Annotated in this window: 14 protein-coding genes; 9 read left to right on the top strand and 5 right to left on the bottom strand. The window is 70.1% G+C overall.

Annotated elements, in window-relative coordinates; all coding sequences use genetic code 11:
* Window positions 1–85: 85 nt before the first annotated feature.
* The 4 genes from NNI01S_RS36295 (at window position 86) to NNI01S_RS00910 (ending at window position 7301) form a co-directional block, all read left to right on the top strand.
* Complete coding sequence (locus NNI01S_RS36295; protein ID WP_063016464.1) at window positions 86–3076, top strand: IniB N-terminal domain-containing protein; 2991 nt, start codon at window positions 86–88, stop codon at window positions 3074–3076.
* 46 nt (window positions 3077–3122) lie between these two features.
* A complete protein-coding gene (locus tag NNI01S_RS00920) occupies window positions 3123–4985 on the top strand; it encodes a dynamin family protein (protein ID WP_063016462.1) in 1863 nt (620 codons plus the stop codon).
* Window positions 4982–6535, top strand: a complete 1554-nt coding sequence (locus NNI01S_RS00915; protein ID WP_245675924.1) for a dynamin family protein — start codon at window positions 4982–4984, stop codon at window positions 6533–6535. The genes NNI01S_RS00920 and NNI01S_RS00915 overlap by 4 nt, the downstream gene beginning before the upstream one ends.
* A gap of 121 nt (window positions 6536–6656) precedes the next feature.
* Window positions 6657–7301 (top strand): HhH-GDP family DNA glycosylase, encoded by a 645-nt coding sequence (locus tag NNI01S_RS00910; RefSeq protein WP_063016458.1) that lies wholly within the window; start codon window positions 6657–6659, stop codon window positions 7299–7301.
* Between the two features lie 7 nt (window positions 7302–7308).
* On the opposite strand, the gene NNI01S_RS00905 is transcribed toward NNI01S_RS00910, so the two are convergent.
* A complete protein-coding gene (locus NNI01S_RS00905) occupies window positions 7309–8472 on the bottom strand; it encodes a zinc-binding dehydrogenase (RefSeq protein ID WP_063016456.1) in 1164 nt (387 codons plus the stop codon).
* A gap of 551 nt (window positions 8473–9023) precedes the next feature.
* On the opposite strand from NNI01S_RS00905, the gene dnaK reads away from it, so the two are divergent.
* The 5 genes from dnaK (at window position 9024) to NNI01S_RS00880 (ending at window position 14832) form a co-directional block, all read left to right on the top strand.
* Complete coding sequence (gene dnaK / locus NNI01S_RS00900; RefSeq protein ID WP_063016454.1) at window positions 9024–10874, top strand: molecular chaperone DnaK; 1851 nt, start codon at window positions 9024–9026, stop codon at window positions 10872–10874.
* Window positions 10871–11530: a nucleotide exchange factor GrpE gene (grpE, locus tag NNI01S_RS00895; protein WP_063016451.1), complete on the top strand. Its 660-nt coding sequence runs from the start codon at window positions 10871–10873 to the stop codon at window positions 11528–11530. Before dnaK ends, grpE begins: the two co-directional genes overlap by 4 nt.
* Window positions 11531–11554: 24 nt before the next feature.
* Window positions 11555–12715 (top strand): molecular chaperone DnaJ, encoded by a 1161-nt coding sequence (gene dnaJ / locus NNI01S_RS00890; protein WP_063016449.1) that lies wholly within the window; start codon window positions 11555–11557, stop codon window positions 12713–12715.
* The gene (locus NNI01S_RS00885; RefSeq protein ID WP_063016447.1) at window positions 12715–13131 is read left to right on the top strand and encodes a heat shock protein transcriptional repressor HspR; all 417 of its coding nucleotides are present in this window, start codon (window positions 12715–12717) and stop codon (window positions 13129–13131) included. Before dnaJ ends, NNI01S_RS00885 begins: the two co-directional genes overlap by 1 nt.
* 531 nt (window positions 13132–13662) lie before the next feature.
* On the top strand, window positions 13663–14832 hold the full coding sequence (locus NNI01S_RS00880) for a globin domain-containing protein (protein ID WP_063016444.1): 1170 nt from the start codon (window positions 13663–13665) through the stop codon (window positions 14830–14832).
* Window positions 14833–14922: 90 nt separating this feature from the next.
* Here NNI01S_RS00880 and NNI01S_RS00875 read toward each other — a convergent pair whose 3' ends face one another.
* From NNI01S_RS00875 to NNI01S_RS00860, 4 genes are all read right to left on the bottom strand, one after another.
* On the bottom strand, window positions 14923–15684 hold the full coding sequence (locus tag NNI01S_RS00875; protein ID WP_063016442.1) for an FAD-binding oxidoreductase: 762 nt from the start codon (window positions 15682–15684) through the stop codon (window positions 14923–14925).
* Window positions 15685–15713: 29 nt separating this feature from the next.
* Entirely contained in the window at window positions 15714–16871 is a 1158-nt protein-coding gene (locus NNI01S_RS00870; protein ID WP_063016440.1) for an FAD-binding oxidoreductase, read from the bottom strand.
* Window positions 16872–17179: 308 nt separating this feature from the next.
* Window positions 17180–18037, bottom strand: coding sequence for an LLM class flavin-dependent oxidoreductase (locus NNI01S_RS00865; RefSeq protein WP_245675923.1), 858 nt, complete (start codon window positions 18035–18037; stop codon window positions 17180–17182).
* Between the two features lie 80 nt (window positions 18038–18117).
* The gene (locus NNI01S_RS00860) at window positions 18118–19053 is read right to left on the bottom strand and encodes an NADP-dependent oxidoreductase (protein ID WP_063016436.1); all 936 of its coding nucleotides are present in this window, start codon (window positions 19051–19053) and stop codon (window positions 18118–18120) included.
* Between the last annotated feature and the right edge of the window lie 272 nt (window positions 19054–19325).

Raw genomic sequence — 19325 nt, 5'->3', positions numbered from 1 at the left:
GCGTAACGCGATGCGCTTCTAGCGTGATTTGCATTCCAACGACTGCGGATCAGCGAGGTCCGCCGGGACTCAGGAGACGATTCTCATGACACCCAATGCGATTCTGGAGTTCATCCTCGATCTGCTGCGGAACCACGAGGCCGCGGTCGCTTACTGCGCCAACCCGATTCAGGCGCTTGCCGCCGCGGGCCTGAGCGCGGTGACGCCGGAGGACATCGCCCTCTGCGCCCCGATGGTGGCGGAGTCGGCGCTGGTGACCGGCGGTTCCCAGCTGCAGTCCATCGTGGCGGCGGGCGCGCAGACCGGCGCGGCCGCCGCGGTCGGCGCGGCGAGCACCGTCGGCGCGGCGGCGGTGGCGGATGCCGGAGTCGATTTGGGCGCGGATCTCGGTGTGGATCTGGGCGCGGGTGGGGGTGCCGACGTCGACCTGGGCGTCGGCACGGGCGTCGACGTGGGCGCAGGCTTGAACACCGCGATCGAAACCGGGTTGGAGATCGGAGCAGGGCTGGGCGCCGGACTGGCCGCCGGGCTCGAGACCGTGGTGAACGCGGGCGCCGACCTCTCCGCCGCCGTGGGCGGTCTGCTCGGCGCGGGCGGCCAGGTGATCAGCGGCATCGGCGCGGGCATCGATCTCGATGCCGAAGGCACGGGAGACATCGCCGCCGGACTCGGGACCGGCCTCTCCACCGGCATCGACGCGGCGGCCGGCGCGGGCTTGGAAGGCGCGGTGAATGGGGCGGCGGGCTTGGGTGCCGGGCTGGAAGGCGCGGTGAACGGGGCGGCGGGCTTGGGTGCCGGGCTGGAAGGCGCGGTGAACGGGGCGGCGGGCATGGGCGCGGGACTGCAGGGGGCTGTAGACGCCGCAACCGGCCTGACCTCGGGACTCGACGCGGCGTTGGGCGCCGGTGCGCAGGCGGGCGCTGACCTCGGTGCCGGGCTCGGCGCGGGCATCGGGGGCGCCGTGGATGCGACGACCGGCCTCGGCGCGGGCCTGGAAACCGCCATCGGTGGCGCGGCGGACATCACCACCGGCCTCGGTGCGGGTTCGGAAGGGACGGTGCAGGGCGCCACCGACATCTCCGCAGGATTGAACGCGGGCCTCGAGGGCGGCCTGGATGGCGCCATCGATGCGACGACCGGTTTGACCACCGGGCTCGGCGCAGGGCTCGGCGGAGCCGTCGGTGGTGCGGTGGACGCCTCTGCCGGTCTGGGCGCGGGTTTCGAGAGCGCGATCGGCGGGGCGGCGGACCTGGGCGCCGGTGTGGGTGCGGGCTTGGAGGGCGGTCTGGGTGCGGCGACTGATTCGAGCGCGGGGCTCGGTGGGGGTTTGCAGGGGGCTGTGGACGCGGCGGCCGGTCTCGGCGCGGGTCTGCAGGGTGCTGCTGATGTCACCACGGGCCTCGATGCGGGACTCGGGGGAGCTGTCGACGCGACGACCGGCTTGGGTGCCAACTTCGGAGGCGCTGTGGAGGGCGCCGCAGGTGCCGCGACCGATCTGACGGCTGATCTCGGTGCGGGTGTGGGCGGCGGGCTACAGGGTGCTGTCGATGCGAGCACCGGCCTGGGTGCGCATCTCGGAGGCGCTGTGGACAGCTCCGCGGGTGCCGCGACGGACTTGACCGCAGGTGTCGGCGCAGGTCTGGATGCTGCCACGGGTATCGGCGCCGGTGCGCAGGCCGGTCTCGGCGCGGGGCTCGAGGGTGCGGTCGATGCGACGAGCGGTCTGGGCGCGGGTCTCGGCGGTGCGGCGGGTGTGGCGGCCGATCTCGGCGCCGGTGCCGGTGCGGGTCTGGAGGGCGCACTGAACGGAGCCGGTGGGGTGGCCACCGGTCTCGGCGCGCAGGCGGGCGCGGGAATGTCCACCGGACTGCACGGGGCGGCCGACGCCGGCGCGCAGATCGGGTCCGGTCTGGAATCCGGGCTCGGCGGAGCGCTTGACGCCACGGGCCAGGCCACGACCGGCCTCACCGGCGGAATCGACACCGCCGCACAGGGTTCCGGCAACTCGGCCGCGGGACTCGGCAGCAATTTCTCTTCCGCCGTCGGCGGCGCGGGCAACCTCGGAACGCAAGCCTCCGCGGGCCTGGAGAGCGGGCTGGCCACCGGTCTCGGCGCGGCCGTGAGCACCGGAGCGGAGCTCGGCGGCGGACTGGACAGCTCGCTGAACACCGGCGGACAGGTCGGCGCGGGTCTGGAGTCCGGAATCGGCGGGGCGTTCGACGCCGGGGTCCACGGTGCGCCCGGTTTGCAGACGGGCCTTGGCGGTGGCCTGGACGGCGCGGTGCAGGCCGGGACCGGGCTCACCGGAGCACTCGATGCCGGTGCGCAGGCGGGCGCTGGCCTCGGTTCGGGTCTGTCGGCCGGGCTCGACGCGGGTGCGCAGGCGGGTGCGGGACTGGGCTCCGGTTTGTCGTCCGGACTCGATGCCGCGGCGCAGGCCGGTGCTGGCCTCGGTTCGGGTCTGTCGGCCGGGCTCGACGCGGGTGCGCAGGCGGGCGCCGGACTGGGCTCCGGCCTCTCCGCAGGAATCGACAGCGCTGGTCATGCGGGTGCGGGTTTGGAGTCCGGTCTGTCGACCGGGCTTGGTGCTGCGGGTCATGCGGGTGCGGGTTTGGAGTCCGGTCTGTCGACCGGGCTCGGTGCTGCGGGCAACGCCGGTGCGGGCCTGTCGAGTGGTCTGGAAGGCGCGTCGAGCGCGGGAGCGCACGTCGGTTCCGGCCTGGACAGCGGCATAGGCTCGCACGCGACCTCCGGCCTGTCCTCGGGTCTGGACGCCACGGCCGGTCTCGGTGGCGCGGCGCAGTCGACCGTCGGCGGCGCGGCGGAGGCGGGCGCCGGACTGGCGGGTTCGGCGAGCGGCGCGGCGCACGGCGCGGTGGATACCGGCGCCGGGCTCGGCGGCAGCGTCGGTTCGACCGCGCACACCTGGTCCTCGCTGGACGTGTCGAGTGCCTTCGGCTCGGGCCTGGACAGCAGTGGCCAGACCGATGCGGGCCTGTTCGGCGAGAGCCACGCGAGCACGGAGTTCAGCGGTTCCGCGGGCGCCGACCTGGGTGGCGATACATTCCTGCACTGACAGTTGCCAGGTAATCCAGGTAATACGGAAAGAGGTCCATACCGCGATGGGGATGCCCGCGCCGAACGCCACTCCACCGGCGGTACCGCTGCTGTCGGTACTCGGTGAAACCATCGCGGCGGCCCGTGCCGCGGGCCGCACCGACCTGGTCGGCCGCCTCGAAGTGGCGGCCGACCGGGTCCGCGACCCGCGCCGGCGCATCGTCGTGGCCGGGCAGCTGGACCAGGGCAAGAGCCGTTTCGTCAATGCGCTACTGAACCTGGACATCTGCCCGGTCGGCGACGACGCCACCACCACGGTGCCGATGCTGCTCGCGCACGGCCCCGAGCCGCGCGCACAGCTGGTGCTCGCCACGCACGGCGACTCCAGCGGCGCGGAGACCAGGGTCGAGGTGCCGATCGCGGAGATCGGTGCGATCGACCAGCGCTCCCCGCTCGCGCAGGGGCGGCGAATCGTGCGCTTGGAGGCGCAGCTACCCAACGCGCTACTGGCCGACGGCATCGTGCTGATCGATACTCCGGGCGTCGGCGGACACGGCAACGCCCACGCGGCCGGCGTGCTCGGCCTGGTGCCCGCAGCGGACGCGGTATTGATGCTGTCGGACGCGTCGACCGAACTCACCGAACCCGAGCTGGCGTTCCTGCGGCAGGTGCGGGAACTGTGCCCGACGGTCGCGCTGCTGCTCACCAAGACCGACCTGTACCCGCACTGGCGCCAGGTGCACGAGGCCGATCTGGGCCATCTCGCGCGAGCCCGCCTCGACGTGCCGATGATCCCGGTGTCGTCGCTGCTGCGCAGCCACGCGATGCGATTGCAGGACGCGCAATTGGGTGCGGAGTCCGGTTTCGGTGTGCTCTACACCTTCCTCCGCGACCAGGTCGTGGCGCGCGATCAGCAGGCCACCCGCACCGCCGTGGCCCGCGACATTCGCTCGGCGGCGGAGCATCTCGCGCTGGCCCTGGGCAGTGAGCTGGTCGCGGTCCGCGATCCCGCGCAGGGCGCGGCGGCGGTGCGCGAGCTGCAATCCGCCCGTTCCGCGGCCGAGGAACTGCACCGCAGGACCGCCGCCTGGCAGCAGACGCTCGCCGACGGGATCACCGACCTGGCCGGAGACGTCGACCACGACCTGCGCGACCGTCTGCGCAACATCGCGCGCACCACCGAGGAATGGATCGACGAGCACGATCCGGGCCGCCACTGGGACCGCATCGCCGAACACCTCACCGGCACCGTCGACACCGCGCTCGGTGACAATCTCCTGTGGACCCACTCCCGGGCGATCCAGCTCGCCGAGCGGGTCGCCGAGCATTTCGCCGAGCTCGGCGCCGTCGACCTGCCGGACGTGCGTCCCGGTGCGGGAGCCGACACCGGCCACGCCATCTCCGGCACGCTCGCCGATCTGGAACCCGATATCGGTTTCGGCAGCAAGCTGCTCGTGGGCATGCGCGGCTCCTACGGCGGCGTGCTCATGGTGGGGCTGGCCAGCACATTCGCCGGGCTCGCGCTGCTCAACCCGATCTCGATCGGCGCGGGGTTGATCGTGGGCGGCAAGGCCTTCCGCGACGACAAGCAGGCCAGGCTGGCCAAGCGGCGCAACGAGGCGAAGGCTGCGGTGCGCCGGTTCGTCGACGACGTCGCGTTCCAGGCGGGCAAGGAGTCGAAGGACCGGCTGCACCGCATCCATCGCGCGCTGCGCGACCACTACGCGGGCGTCGCCGAACGCAGTCTGCGCTCGATCGACGAGTCGCTGCGAGCCGCGCAGGAGGCGGCGTCCATGGTCGCCACCCGCCGCGCCGAACGTGGTGCGCAACTGGAACAGCAGCTGCGCGTGGTCGCCGAGCTGCGCCGCTACGCCGATGCCATGCAGACCGCGCTACCGATGGGACCCGCCGGTACGGTAACCCCGTGAGACGTGATGGTGGCCCGGTGCCGGGAATCGTCGCCGAGGCGCATCGGCTGGTCGGCGCGGCGCAGGCGGCGCTGGCGGGTGAGCCGCGCCCGCGTGCCCTGCTGGCCGATTGCGCCCGCCGCTTGGATCAGCCGCTGCGGGTGGCGCTCGCAGGCTCGATCAAGGCGGGCAAATCGACCCTGTTGAATTCCCTTGTCGGACAGGACATCGCCCCCACCGACGCGACGGAGTGCACCCGGGTCGTCACCTGGTACCGGTACGGTTCGACACCCAGCGTGACCGCCTACGCCCCCGACGGCGCGCGTGCGCACGTCGTGGTCCGGCGGGGCAGCGGAACCCATGGGCTGACCTTCGACCTGGACCGGCTCAACTGGAACGCCCCGGCCCCGCGCGAGGTCGACCATCTCGAGGTCGAGTGGCCCGCCGCGGCGCTCGCGCACACCACCATCATCGACACGCCGGGGACGTCCTCGCTGTCGCGCGAGGTGTCGCGGCGCACCGCGCGCCTGCTGACGCCGGGGTCGGACGACGAGCGCGCCGAGCAGGGGATCGCCATCCCGGGCGCCGACGCGGTCGTCTACCTGCTGCGCAGACTGGACGCGACGGACGTGCAGTTCCTCGAGCGCGTGGGCGCGGGAACCGCCGCGGCCAACGGCGGGCCGGGGGCATCTGGTCCGCTCGGCATCGTCGGCGTGGTGTCGCGGGCGGACGAGATCGGGGCGGGCCGGATCGACGCGCTGCACTCCGCGCGCGATGTCGCCACGCGCTTCGCCGGGGAGTTGGAGCGGACGGGTCTGTGCCAGGCCGTGATCCCGGTCGCCGGGCTGCTCGCGTTCGCCGCGGCGACGTTGCGTCAGCAGGAGTTCGCGGCGTTCGAGACGCTGGCGCGGGTCCCGGTCGAGGAGCTGAGCGCCGCGCTGCTCTCGGCCGACCGTTTCGCGCGCGCGGACGTGCCGCTTCCGGTGCCGCCGGAATTGCGGGCGCAGCTCGCCGAGCGGTTCGGGCTGTTCGGCATCCGGATGGCGGTCACGCTGATCCGGCTCGGCGTGCGCGATTCGGCCACGCTGGCCGCCGAATTGACCAACCGCAGCGGTGTCGACGAACTGCGGTCGGTGCTCGACGTGCAGTTCGGGCAGCGCGCCGACCAGCTGAAAGCGCATTCCGCGCTGACCGCGCTGGCCCGGGTGCTGACCGCCTACCGTGGCACCCCGGCCGACCGCCTGCTGCCCAGGGTGCGCACCTTGCTCGCAGACGTGCACGGTTTCGCCGAGCTGCGCCTGCTCGGCCGCCTGCGCACCGACGAATTGGCGCTGCCCGCCGATGATCTCGCCGAGCTGCACCGCCTCATCGGCGGCTCGGGTATCGCACCCCATCTGCGTCTCGGTCTTCCGCTCGACGCGCCGCTCACCGCGCAGCGCGCGCAAGCGGTGGCGGCGGTCCGGAAATGGCGCGCACGGGCGCGTCACCCCCTCGCCGACCAGTTCACCGCGACGGCCTGCCTGACCGCCGCCCGCAGTGCGGAAGGCACCTTGAGCGTGCTGCCGGAATGATCGACCGCTGACCACGTTCTCCGAAGCGCCGTGAGCTGCGGGGACGGTCGCATGCCGCCGCCACGGGCGGTGTAGTCGACGTGCCCCCGGGTATGCGCCCTGGTAGCGAGAGGAGGTAACGATGAGCCAAAAGGACGTCGTACACGAATTGCTCGTCCGCGCCGGCACGGGATACGCCGAGGAAGCGGGCATCACGCTCGACGATAAACCGGCCGCGCTTTTCCAGTTGCTGATGCTTTCCCAGCTGCTCAGCGCCCGGATCTCGGCTGATATCGCCATCGGGGCCACACGAGAGCTGATCGGCAGCGGCTACCGGACGCCGCACCTGGTGGCGGACGCGGAGTGGCAGGAGCTGGTCGACGCGCTGGGACGGGGGAACTATCGCCGATACGACGAGAGCACCGCGACGCGGCTGGGGCACAACGCCTCGCGCTTGCTCGACCGCTACCACGGCGACCTGCGGGAGCTGGCGAAGAAAGCGAACAACGACCCGCAGCGCGCCGCGGAACTGCTGCAAGAGTTCGATGGCATCGGCCCGACCGGGGCCCATATCTTCCTGCGCGAGATCCAGGACATCTGGACCTGGGTCCGGCCGCACTTCGACGAACGGGCGTTGCGCGGCGCCAAGCGGGTGCAGTTGCCGGAGGACCCCGACCGGCTGGCGCGCCTGGCGCCGGATCACCACACCGCGGAACTCGCCGCGGCCCTGGTGCGGGTGACGCTGGACGAGAAGATCGCCGACGAGGTGCTCGCCGCGGCGCCCTGAGCGGGTCTCACCTCAGTGCGGCGCCGGAACCGCGCGGGTCGATGAGGATCTTCGCGTGCCGCTCCGGGTTGCCGAGCGCGGTGAAGGCGTCCGCCACGCCGTCCAGCCCGACGGTCCCGGTGATCAGCGGGCTCGGATCGACTCTGCCCTCGGCGAGCATGTGCAACGTGTCGCGGAACTCGCCGGGGTCGTAGCCGAACGCGAACCGCAGTTCGATCTCCTTGTTGATCGCCATCGCGGGGTGGAAGCGGTCGGTTTCCATGCACACCCCGACCACGATCACGCGCGACAGCGGCGGGGCGGCCGCGACGATCTGGTCGATGATGCCGGGCACGCCGACGCACTCGAAGATCACCGGCCCGGCGGGGCCCGCGTTCATCGTGTGAGCCAGCCGGAAGACATACCACCACGGCAGGTTCGGTATCCGCCGCAGGCGATCCATGGTGTCGAACCCGAGCCCGAGTATGTCGGTGACGCCGTTGATCCGTCCCTTCTTCGGGGCGGCCTCCCACGGCGATTCCGTCGCCGGGTCGACCACGACGTCGGCGCCGCACGCGGTGGCGAGTTCCCGCCGCCGCGGCGAGAAATCGCTGGCGACCACGGTGCGCACGCCCGCGGCTTTCAACATGCCGATCACGGCGAGGCCGATCGGCCCGCAGCCGATGACGAACGCGGTCTGCCCCTTGCCGACGCGGCCCTTGCGCACCGCGTGCCAGGCCACCGCCATGGGCTCGGTCAGCGCGGCGTGTTCCGGGGACAAGCCGTTGGGCACCGGCATGGTCATCGATTCCTGGACCACCACCTGCTCGGCGTAGCCGCCCGGCGCCGCGGTCGACAGCCCCACCAGATGGGGTTGCCCGTCGTGCCGGACGATCGGAAGCGCCACCACCGGTGTGCCCGTCTTCCACCGCTTGCGGCAGTCCGGTCCGTACTCCGCGACCGTGCCGCTGAATTCGTGCCCCAGCACCACGCTCTGATCCGAGCGCATGAAGTGCTCGTAGCCCGTGGCCACGGCCAGACCGGCCAGTTCGTCGGCGTGCGTACGGGCGTGCAGGTCCGACCCGCAGATACCGCAGCGCGACACGTCGATCAGCAGCTGACCGGGACCGGGCCGGGGCGTGGGCAGCTCCGCGACCTCGAACTCGGCGGCGGTGACGACGGCGGCCCTCATGGTGACTCCTCGGATCGACGGCGCGCGGCGGGCTGCCCGGCCGGGCCACCCGCCGTCACCCTACTGCGCGAGCACGCCCGTCGCGGCCGTCCGCGGAGGTCTCACGCGCCCAGGCGATTTCAGTCCGGAGCCGTCTCGGTCCGGACGCTGCCCCCCGACCGTGCTGAGCGGGCCCGCCAGCAGGCGTCAGCGCAGTCGCCTGGCGCCGGGCGGCCGGGGACGTCCTTCGCCGCACCGGACCATCGGGCTCCGAAAACCCCGCCTTGCCGGCCTTCGTTGTGTGGCGGGTCACATCTTTGCGCCTCGCTTCGGGAATTAATCGCGCGGGCCGGCCGTTGAGCTTTTCGACAAGATTGAGTGTGTAGGGCTCAAGTTTCGGTTGACTCCGGGACTGCCGCGAGGCAGGATTGAGCCGACCACGCTCAGTGTTGCTGGGGCCGTGCTCCGTGAGGTGCTAGGGGCGAGGTCTCGCGGCGTTCGACATCGGATGCCGCAGGGCGGTTTCCGCCCGGCACCTGCACACATCGGTACGTCAATTAGGAGGAACCACTATGGCTCGTGCGGTCGGAATCGACCTCGGGACCACGAACTCGGTCGTCGCCGTTCTCGAAGGCGGCGAGCCGGTCGTCGTCGCCAACTCGGAAGGATCGCGCACCACCCCGTCGATCGTCGCGTTCGCGAAGAACGGCGAGGTACTGGTCGGCCAGCCGGCCAAGAACCAGGCCGTCACCAACGTCGACCGCACCATTCGCTCCGTCAAGCGGCACATCGGCACGGATTGGACCGTCGAGATCGATGGCAAGAAGTACACGCCGCAGGAGATCAGCGCGCGCACGCTGATGAAGCTGAAGCGCGACGCCGAGTCCTACCTCGGTGAGGAGATCACGGACGCGGTCATCACCGTGCCCGCCTACTTCGAGGACGCCCAGCGGCAGGCCACGAAGGAAGCAGGTCAGATCGCGGGCCTGAACGTCCTGCGCATCGTCAACGAGCCCACCGCGGCAGCGCTCGCCTACGGCCTGGACAAGGGCGACAAGGAGCAGACCATCCTGGTCTTCGACCTCGGTGGCGGCACCTTCGACGTCTCGCTGCTGGAAATCGGCGAGGGCGTCGTCGAGGTCCGCGCCACCTCCGGCGACAACCACCTCGGTGGCGACGACTGGGACGAGCGGGTCGTGCAGTGGCTGGTCGACAAGTTCAAGGCCAGCTCGGGCATCGACCTGACCAAGGACAAGATGGCCATGCAGCGGCTGCGTGAGGCCGCCGAGAAGGCCAAGATCGAGCTGAGCTCCTCGCAGAGCACCTCGATCAACCTGCCCTACATCACCGTCGACGCGGACAAGAACCCGCTGTTCCTCGACGAGCAGCTGACCCGCGCCGAGTTCCAGAAGATCACCTCGGACCTGCTCGACCGCACCCGTGCGCCGTTCCAGTCCGTGATCAAGGACGCGGGCATCAAGGTGTCCGACATCGACCACGTGGTGCTCGTCGGCGGCTCCACCCGTATGCCCGCCGTCTCCGATCTGGTCAAGGAACTCACCGGCGGCAAGGAGCCCAACAAGGGCGTGAACCCGGACGAGGTCGTCGCCGTCGGCGCCGCCCTGCAGGCCGGTGTGCTCAAGGGTGAGGTCAAGGACGTCCTCCTGCTCGACGTGACCCCGCTGTCGCTGGGCATCGAGACCAAGGGCGGCGTGATGACCAAGCTCATCGAGCGCAACACCACCATCCCGACCAAGCGCTCGGAGACCTTCACCACGGCCGACGACAATCAGCCGTCGGTGCAGATCCAGGTGTTCCAGGGTGAGCGCGAGATCGCCTCGCACAACAAGCTGCTCGGTTCCTTCGAGCTGACCGGCATCCCGCCGGCCCCGCGCGGCGTGCCGCAGATCGAGGTCACCTTCGACATCGACGCCAACGGCATCGTGCACGTCACCGCGAAGGACAAGGGCACCGGCAAGGAGAACACGATCAAGATCCAGGACGGCTCCGGTCTGTCCAAGGAGGAGATCGATCGGATGGTCAAGGACGCCGAGGCGCACGCCGCCGAGGACAAGGCCCGCCGCGAGGAGGCCGAGACCCGCAACCAGGCCGAGTCGCTGGTGCACCAGACCGAGAAGTTCATCAAGGAGAACGAGGACAAGGTCCCCGCGGACGTCAAGACCAAGGTCGAGGCGGCCATCGCCGAGGCGAACGAGGCGCTGAAGGGCACCGACATCGCCGCGGTCAAGGCGGCCGTCGAGAAGCTGGCGACCGAGTCGCAGGCGCTCGGCCAGGCCATCTACGAGGCCTCCGCCGCGGACGCCGCGGCGCAGGGCAACGGCGCTTCGAGCACCGCGCAGGACGATGACCAGGTCGTGGACGCCGAGGTCGTGGACGAGCCGGTCGACACGGAGAAGAAGTGACCGAGGGCAACGCCGAGAAGGAGCCGATCACCTTCGTCGACAACCGGAAGATCGATCCGGAGACCGGGGAGATCAGGCAGCCGGCCGCGGACAACGGCGCCGCGGCCGCGCAGGCCCCGGAACCGGGCAACGGTGCGGACAACGGCGACGGCGAGGCGCTCGCCGACACCATCAGCGGCGAGCTCGCCGAGCGAACCGCCGACCTGCAGCGGTTGACCGCGGAGTACGCCAACTACCGGCGCCGGGTCGAGCGCGACCGCAAGGCCGCGATCGATTCCGCCAAGGCGTCGGTGGTCACCGAATTGCTCGGCGTGCTCGACGATCTCGACCGGGCGCGGGCGCACGGTGACCTGGAATCCGGTCCGCTGAGGTCGGTGGCCGACAAACTGACGGCCGCGCTGCTCAAGCAGGGTCTCGAAGAGTTCGGTTCGGAGGGTGAGCCTTTCGACCCGACTTTGCACGAGGCCGTGCAGCACGAGGGCTCCGGCCACGATCCGGTGATCGGCATTGTGATGCGCAAAGGCTATCGCTTCGGCGATAGGGTGCTTCGGCACGCGCTGGTCGGGGTAACCGACGGCGTAGCCGATCTGACGGCGAACGCCGATCAGCCGACCGAAGAGGCATCGGATGTTGATGCCGGCGCGAACGACCGATAAGGACGCGAGAGGAGGAGATGCTCGGTGAGCCAACGGGAGTGGATCGAAAAGGACTTCTACAAGGAGCTGGGTGTTTCCTCCAGCGCCTCCCAGGACGAGATCAAGAAGGCCTATCGCAAGCTCGCGCGCGACTTGCACCCGGACGCCAACCCCGGTGACACCAAAGCCGAGGAGCGGTTCAAGACCGTCAGCGAGGCGCATGCCGTGCTGTCGGATCCGGCCAAGCGCAAGGAGTACGACGAGACCCGCAAGCTCTTCGCGGGCGGGGGCTACGGTCGCGGTGGGTTCGGATCCGGCGCGGGAGGCGGCTTCTCGCAGGAGTTCAACATCGGGGACATCTTCGGCGGCGGCGGCGCCGGCGACGGTGGCCTCGGTGACCTGCTCGGCGGTCTGTTCAACCGGGGCGGTGGTACTCGGACGTCGAGCCGCCCCCGGCGCGGCGCCGATGTGGAGACCGAGACCACCCTCGGTTTCCGGGAGGCGGCTCAGGGCGTCACGGTTCCGCTGCGGATGACCAGCCCGTCGCCGTGCACCACATGTCACGGCAGCGGCGCCAAACCGGGCACGAGCCCGCGAGTCTGCCCGATCTGCAACGGAACCGGCATCGTCAGCCGGAACCAGGGCGCGTTCGGCTTCAGCGAGCCGTGCGACGAGTGCCGGGGCAGCGGGTCGATCATCGACGACCCCTGCCTCGACTGCCAGGGCAGCGGCATCCAGAACCGCACGCGCACCATCACGGTGCGGATTCCTCCGGGAGTCGGTGACGGGCAACGGATCCGGCTGGCCGGTCAGGGCGAGGCGGGACTGCGCGGGGCGCCCTCGGGCGACCTCTATGTCACCGTCCACGTCAGCCAGGACAAGGTCTTCGGCCGCAACGGCGACGACCTGACCCTGGTGCTGCCGGTCAGTTACAGTGAACTGGTGCTCGGCACCACGGTTTCGGTGCCCACGCTGGACGGCCGGGTCGGCGTCAAAGTGCCTCCGGGCACCGCCGACGGCCGTACCCTGCGGGTCCGCGGTCGTGGCGTGCCCAAGCGCGGCGGCGGCGCGGGCGACCTGCTGGTGACGGTGAAGGTCGCGGTGCCGCAGAAGCTCGACGGTGACGCCGTCGAGGCGCTCAAGCGCTACCAGGAGGCGGAGCGGGCCAGCGGCTTCGATCCACGTGCGGGATGGGCAGGTGCGTGATGTCCTCGGAACCGAAGAACGCGTCCGGCGGGTCGCGGGCCGAGTTCTTCATGATCTCGGTGGCGGCCCAGCTGGCCGGCATGCACGCGCAGACGCTGCGCACGTATGACCGTCTGGGACTGGTCACGCCGCAACGGACTTCGGGTGGCGGGCGCCGCTATTCGGCCCGGGACGTCGAGCTGCTGCGCGAGGTGCAGCGGCTGTCCCAGGACGAAGGCGTCAACCTGGCGGGCATCAAACGCATCATCGAACTGACCAATCAGGTGGAGGAGCTGCGCCAGCAGGTCGCGGAGCTGGCGGCCGAGCTGGAGCGAACCCGGGCCGGATACCGCCCCGATCTCGCCCCGCAGCGCAGTACCGCGTTGGTCGTCTGGCAGCCACGGCACCGTCGCGAGGACGGTCAGCGCAGACGATAACCGGCACGACGACGGCCCCGGCTCCGGTCGCACAGCGCGACCCGACGCCGGGGCCGTTGTCGTTTCGGCCCACTGCCACGATGATTTGCTGAAAATAAGCCGGATTATGCTCGGTGGAAGGCCTGGGGCGGAGTTCATTTCGTTGTCGAATCAAGTGGGGGTATTCACCATAGATATGTTTACGGCACGAGATCGGTTTGCCCGGTTCGCACTTCGTGCGATGTTCTGCGTGTTGCCCCGAGATCGCTAGAACAGACCAATCGGGACGTAATTCCACTTGAGGCGCTTACCAATTCGGTGTGCATATGACCGATTTGGTGGCAGATCTACAGTCTTTCAGTCGGTTTCTCTGGCGTGTCTCGCTGGATATCCTCGTTTCGAGGAAATTGCACGCGTGATGTTCCTTCGAAAGATTCCGTTGCTGGCAAACCTCGCCTACACTCCTTGGCATCGGCTGCTGTCGAGTGGCCCCGCAGCACCTCACTCGCCGGCATAGTTCGTGAACGAGTGCGAAATGGGGTTGTGAGATCAATGGATTCACGCACTGTCGCTTTGATCAGAACTACGTTCAAGGCGGTTGCTGCGGAGGATGGGGGGCCGGAGAAACTGGCGAGATCGTTTTACGCGATCTTGTTCACCGACTACCCGCACGTCCGCGATTTCTTTCCCGCCGCGATGGACTCCCAGCGCGATCGCCTGGTCAAGGCGATCTCCTACGCACTGGACCGGTTGGAGGAGCCCGACAAGCTCCTGCCCTTCCTCGCCCAGCTCGGGAGGGACCACCGCAAGTACGGCGTGCAGCCCGCGCACTACACCGCCGTCGCCACGGCGCTGAAAACCGCGGTGAAGGTCTTCGCGGGCACCGAGATGTGGACCGATGAGGTCGACCGAGCCTGGGACGAGGGCCTGAAGATCATCGCGGACACCATGATCGGCGCGGCGGAGAAGGAGACCACCCCCTCTGCGTGGACCGGCACGGTGGTCGAGCGCCGCGAGGTCCTGCGCAATCTGGTCATCGTCCGGCTGCAACTGGACCAGCCGATGAGCTATGCCGCGGGGCAGTACTTGAGCGTGCAGATCCCATCGCGGCCGCGCATGTGGCGCTATCTCTCGCCCGCGGTGCCCGCGAACGCCAACGGCGAGATCGAGTTCCACGTCCGGAGCGTGCTGGGCGGCTGGGTCAGCTCGGCCATCGTCGGCCAGACGGTGGTCGGTGACCAGTGGCTGCTCGGCTCACCGCTCGGCGGTCTCGGCGTCCCGCGCAACACCAAACGCAAGATGCTGATGATCGGCTGCGGCACCGGGATCGCACCGCTGCGCGCCCAGCTCATGTCGATGGCGATGCGGCGCACGAATCCGAAGGTGCACCTTTTCGTCGGCGGGCATCACCCGTGCGACCTCTACGACCTGGAGACGCTGAGCAAACTGGCGATGGCCAACCGCTGGCTCACCGTGACTCCGGTGAGTGAGCACGAGGAAAACCCCTGGTGGTACGCCGAACCCGACGAACCCCGCACGACCTGGCCCGGCCTGGAACCCCGGGTGACCGGCCAGATCGGCAAGGTCGTCGCGAGCTTCGGCGCCTGGTCCGACCGGGACGTCCAGATCGCCGGCTCACCCTCGATGGTGCAGACGACCAAGTTCCGCCTCATGGCAGCGGGGACCCTCGCCAAGAACATCCGCCACGATCCGCTGTATTGATTCGCGGCGCGAACGGCGCATGCCCGGTTTCGCTTCGCTCGAAAAGCCGTGGAGCCGGGGTGATTCGCTCGTCTCGGTTTCGCGATCCGCTCACAGCCCCTCGAATTGGATTCGCTCCGGCGGGGTTCCGGTTTCGAGCAGCCGGTCCACCGTGGTCTGCACCATGGCGGGAGAGCCGCAGACGAGCACCTGGTGTTCGAGAAAGGCGCCGTGGGAACCGAGGACCTCGGCGAGCGTGCCGTAGAGGAGGTCATCGGGTGCGAAGCCGACGTCGACGCGGGACTGCTCGTACCAGTCGTCGACCCAGCTCGGGTCCTCCGGGTTCTCCACCACCGGAATCACGGTGAGCCAAGGCAATTCGGCGGCCAGCAAGTAGAGCATGTCCGAGGCGTACAGGTCACGGGGGGACCGCCCGCCGACGAAGAGGTAGGTGGGCGGTGGCGACGGCTTGCGCGCCAGCTCGAGGATCTGGGCGCGCATGGGCGCCAATCCGGTGCCGCCCGCGATCATCACCACCTCGTCGCCGTCCGGGTCGACCCAGAACCCGCCGGCCGGAGCGCCGATGCGCCACTCGTCGCCCGGCTGGGTGTCGGCGACGATCGCGCCGCTGCACCAGCCGCCCGGCACCGTGCGCACGTGGAACTCCAGTTTGCCGTCCAGGGAGGGCGGCAGCGCGGGGGAGAACCTGCGGCGCACCCCGGGGTGCTGGGGCACCCGCACTTCGACCGACTGTCCGGCGGCGAACGGAACGAACTCGCCGATCAGGCGGATCACCGCGAGGTCGTGCCGTAGCCGATGGTGACCGACGACGGTCGAGGTCCATTCCGGCGCCTGATGACCGTTACCGAGCATGCTCGGATCCCCCAACGGGGCCTCCTTCGTTACACAGGGTCGCAGCTGATGTTCTGCTCCGGCGTGCCGACTGCGAGCAGCGCGCGCTGGGTGTCCGCGATCATCCGAGCCGACCCGGCGATCTGGATCTGCCGGTCCTCCCACGCGCCGAAGCTCGCGACCACGGCGCCAAGATTACCGATCAGGCGCCGGTGCATGCCGTACGGTGCGTCCTGCGGCGGATGCGGGTACCACCACGGGTTGGTCTTCTGCTCGCACACCGGGACGATGGTCAGCCACGGGTTGCTCTGCGAGAGCTGCCACATGTTCTCGACGTCGTACAGATCGCAGGGATAGCGGCCGCCGATGAAGAAGTGCACGCGCGGGTTGATGCCGCGCTGGCCCATCTCGATCAGCTGGGCGCGCAGCGGGGCGATGCCGGTGCCCGCGCCGATCATCAGCACGTCGCGGCCGCTGTCCCGGTCGACGTGCAGTCCGCCGAGCGGGCCCGCGATCCGCCATCGGTCGCCCACCCTGGTCTCGTTGACGATCGCCGGGCTCACCCAGCCGCCGCGGATCTTGCGCACGTGGAACTCGATCTCGCCGTACGGGTTGGAGGGGATCGCCGGGGAGAGATAACGCCACATCTTGGGCCGCTGCGGAATCGTCACCGGCACGTACTGCCCGGCCTGATAGGGCACGGGCCCGTCGGACTGCAGCCGCACGATGGCCAGGTCCTCCAGCACACGGCGATGGCCGACCACGGTGGCCTCCCACACCGGCTGCGACTTGTCGGAGTTGGCGCCGATGGCCATGGACGCGGAGATCAGGATGGTGATGTCGCGCCAGCCCTCTTCCAGGCCCCGATTCCAGCTCGCGCCGTTGTAGACCCGGAACGCCGCCAGCAGCGCGCGGCCCGCCATGTCGTAGTGCGCGGCTTCGACGCCGTACTTGCGATGGTCGCGGGCGAGTTGCTCCAGAAATTTCTGCGCCCGGTCCCAGTCCTCCAGGTGGTCGAGCACGTACTGGATGGCCGTGGCGATCCGCTTCGCCTGCATCTCCATGGCGGGCGGGAACAATTCGCGCAGCCGTGGGTTCTCGGCGAACAAATGTCCGTAGAACGCACTGACCAACCGCTCGGGTCCATTCGGCGACTCGATCACCGAACGAAAATTGGCGCGGACCAGCGCAGCCGAACGCGCATCCACGACGTGGAGCTTCCTTTCCCTCAGTTCTGCCCGGGGACTTACCCGTTACCGGTGGTCTCCCGCCGACAAGTATCCCCGAAAATGCCGTGGTCGTGTGGGTATAGGCGTACCTTCGCCTTCGCTGCGGCCCAGCGCGGGCCGCAGACGGATCACGTCCGGCCACGCCCGTCGGTGCCGTGCGTCCCGCGCAAACGGTAATCGCTGGGCAAACGACGGATGCCGCTGCCCCGGCACGAACCGGCGTCGAGGGCGAGCCGTGCCGGAACCGCGCTGTCCGTCCTGGACGAGCAGAAGCCGATTCCGGCCGGTCAGGTCCCGGCGCCGGTGCGGACCTCGGGCACGACCTGCTCGGTATAACGACGGATCTGCTCGACCGGTTCCCCCTCCGTCGGCCAGAAGACGAATCCGTCGATCCGCTGGTCACGGTGCAGGGCGAGCAGATCGTCGACCCAGCGCTCGGCCGGGCCCTCGAGGAAACCGCGGTCGGCCCCACCCGAGGTGATGGTTCCCGACACGTTCAACACCCGCCGCACCGTCAGCGGGTCCCGGTCCGCCGCCGCGGCGGCGTCGTCGATCCGCTTGCCCGCTTCGGCGAGGAACTCCGGCGGCGCCCACGCGGCCGACGGCACCCAGCCGTCGGCGACGCGCCCGGTGAGCTCGAGCATGCGCGGCCCTCGCGCGCCGAGCCAGATGCCGGGCTCGTGCTCCGGACGGGGACCGGGATGCGCGCCCGCCAGGGAGTAGAAGACGCCCGGCACGCGGACCGACCGCGCGTCGCTCCACAGCGCGCGGATGACCGCGATCGCCTCGCTCAGGGCGCGTACCGCCTCGCCGCCGGTTCGGCGCGGTCCGCCCATCCCGGCGACCGCGTCCCAGAACGCTCCCGCGCCGAGGCCGAGCTGGATCCGGCCGTCGCTGATGATGTCGAGCGAGGCCACCGCCTTCGCGAGGAGCGCGGGATGGCGCAGCGGCAGGTTCGCCACGTCGGGGAAGAAGGTGATCCGCTCGGTTCGCGCGGCGAGCGCGGTGATCAGCGTCCAGGTGTCGAGGAAGCGGCGCTGGTAGGGGTGGTCCTGGATCCCGATCAGGTCGAGTCCGGACACGTCCGCGTAGACGCTCAGCTCGGCGAGCCTGCGGAAGTCGTCGGCCTCGGGGATCAGGAACAAGCCGAATTGGGGCGGTCGAGTGCTCAGCGCACACCTCCGGGGTGGTCTCGCGCGGGGCCCGTGCCACGGGCCGGTACGGCTCAGATGGCGAGCACGGTCTTGCCGCGCGCGCCGGGCGCGCCGATGACCGCGGGCCCCTCCGCCAGCGGGACGGTGGCATCGATGGGCACGACCACGTCGCCCGCCGCGACACGCTGGATCAGCCGGGCCAGTTCCGGCGCGCTGCCCTTCGATTCGATGTTGCCGCCCCGGAGCGACCGCGCGCGCAGCGCGTCCTCGTCGGCGGCGAAGGTGGTGGAGTAGACCGTGCCGCCGTCGCGGACCAGTGTGGTCAGCTCCGCGAGCGCTTCGGGCGCGCTCACCAGGTCGAACAGCACGTCGATACCGTCCGGATGCGCGGCTGCGACTTGGTCGCGCACCGGGCCCGCGGTGTAGTCCACCGTCTCGGCCGCGCCGAGCCGGGTCATCTGATCGGCGGAGCCGCCCCGCGCCGTGGCGATGACATGCGCTCCCGCGATATTGGCCAGTTGCACCAGGAAGGAGCCGACGCCACCGGTCGCGCCCACGATCAGCACCGTTTGGCCCGGCTGGATGTGTGTGGCGTCCACGAGGTCCTGCGCGGTCACCCCGGCGGTAGGCAGGGCGGCGGCCGCGACGGTCGGCACACCCGGCGGGATCGGCACGAGCGTGCCGCCCTCCGGGAGCACCGCGTATTCGGCGAAGCTACCGTGGCCCACCGGCGGGGTGAGGAACTTGCCGACCACCCGGTCGCCGACGGCGAACCGGCTGACGCCCGCGCCGATCGTGGCGACCGTCCCCGCCCCGTCGACTCCGAGGATCATCGGAAAGTCGTGCGGCAGTTTGCCCTCCAGGATGCCGTCGGCCACCTTCCCGTCGAAGGGGTTCACTCCGGCCGCCTGCAGCTGGACCCGCACGGCTCCGGGGCCGGGCTCGGGCATCGGCATCTCGGCCAGTTCCGGCGTCGCTCCGAACTTCCGTACCACGATCGCGCGCATCCATTCGCTCCTTGATTCGGGGTGAAGAGTGATGCAACAAGTGACGGCCGAGGTCATCGTAGGCATCCGAAGCCCGCCGACGTGCGGAATCATCGCATCGGCGGTGTCGCGGGGCGTCGCATTCGCCGGTGCCGCGGCGTAGCGTTCGACACGATCCGGCGGTATCGGACCGGCGCGGTGAAAAATTCCAAACTTGAGCGGAACAGACTCAACCTTTCGGACGTTGGACGGTAAGGAACGGCGCCGAGCCGAAGCGGAGCGGGCACGACGGA

The sequence above is a fragment of the Nocardia niwae NBRC 108934 = DSM 45340 genome (assembly GCF_001613465.1).
Taxonomy (GTDB): Bacteria; Actinomycetota; Actinomycetes; order Mycobacteriales; family Mycobacteriaceae; genus Nocardia; species Nocardia niwae.
This window is presented reverse-complemented; position numbering and strand designations above follow the sequence as displayed.

Bases quoted from the DNA above. Each gene is read 5' to 3' on its own strand.
- NNI01S_RS36295 (WP_063016464.1), top strand. From the start codon at position 86: ATGACACCCAATGCGATTCTGGAGTTCATCCTCGATCTGCTGCGGAAC.
- NNI01S_RS00920 (WP_063016462.1), top strand. From the start codon at position 3,123: ATGGGGATGCCCGCGCCGAACGCCACTCCACCGGCGGTACCGCTGCTG.
- NNI01S_RS00910 (WP_063016458.1), top strand. From the start codon at position 6,657: ATGAGCCAAAAGGACGTCGTACACGAATTGCTCGTCCGCGCCGGCACG.
- NNI01S_RS00905 (WP_063016456.1), bottom strand. From the start codon at position 8,472: ATGAGGGCCGCCGTCGTCACCGCCGCCGAGTTCGAGGTCGCGGAGCTG.
- dnaK (WP_063016454.1), top strand. From the start codon at position 9,024: ATGGCTCGTGCGGTCGGAATCGACCTCGGGACCACGAACTCGGTCGTC.
- NNI01S_RS00885 (WP_063016447.1), top strand. From the start codon at position 12,715: ATGTCCTCGGAACCGAAGAACGCGTCCGGCGGGTCGCGGGCCGAGTTC.
- NNI01S_RS00880 (WP_063016444.1), top strand. From the start codon at position 13,663: ATGGATTCACGCACTGTCGCTTTGATCAGAACTACGTTCAAGGCGGTT.
- NNI01S_RS00875 (WP_063016442.1), bottom strand. From the start codon at position 15,684: ATGCTCGGTAACGGTCATCAGGCGCCGGAATGGACCTCGACCGTCGTC.
- NNI01S_RS00860 (WP_063016436.1), bottom strand. From the start codon at position 19,053: ATGCGCGCGATCGTGGTACGGAAGTTCGGAGCGACGCCGGAACTGGCC.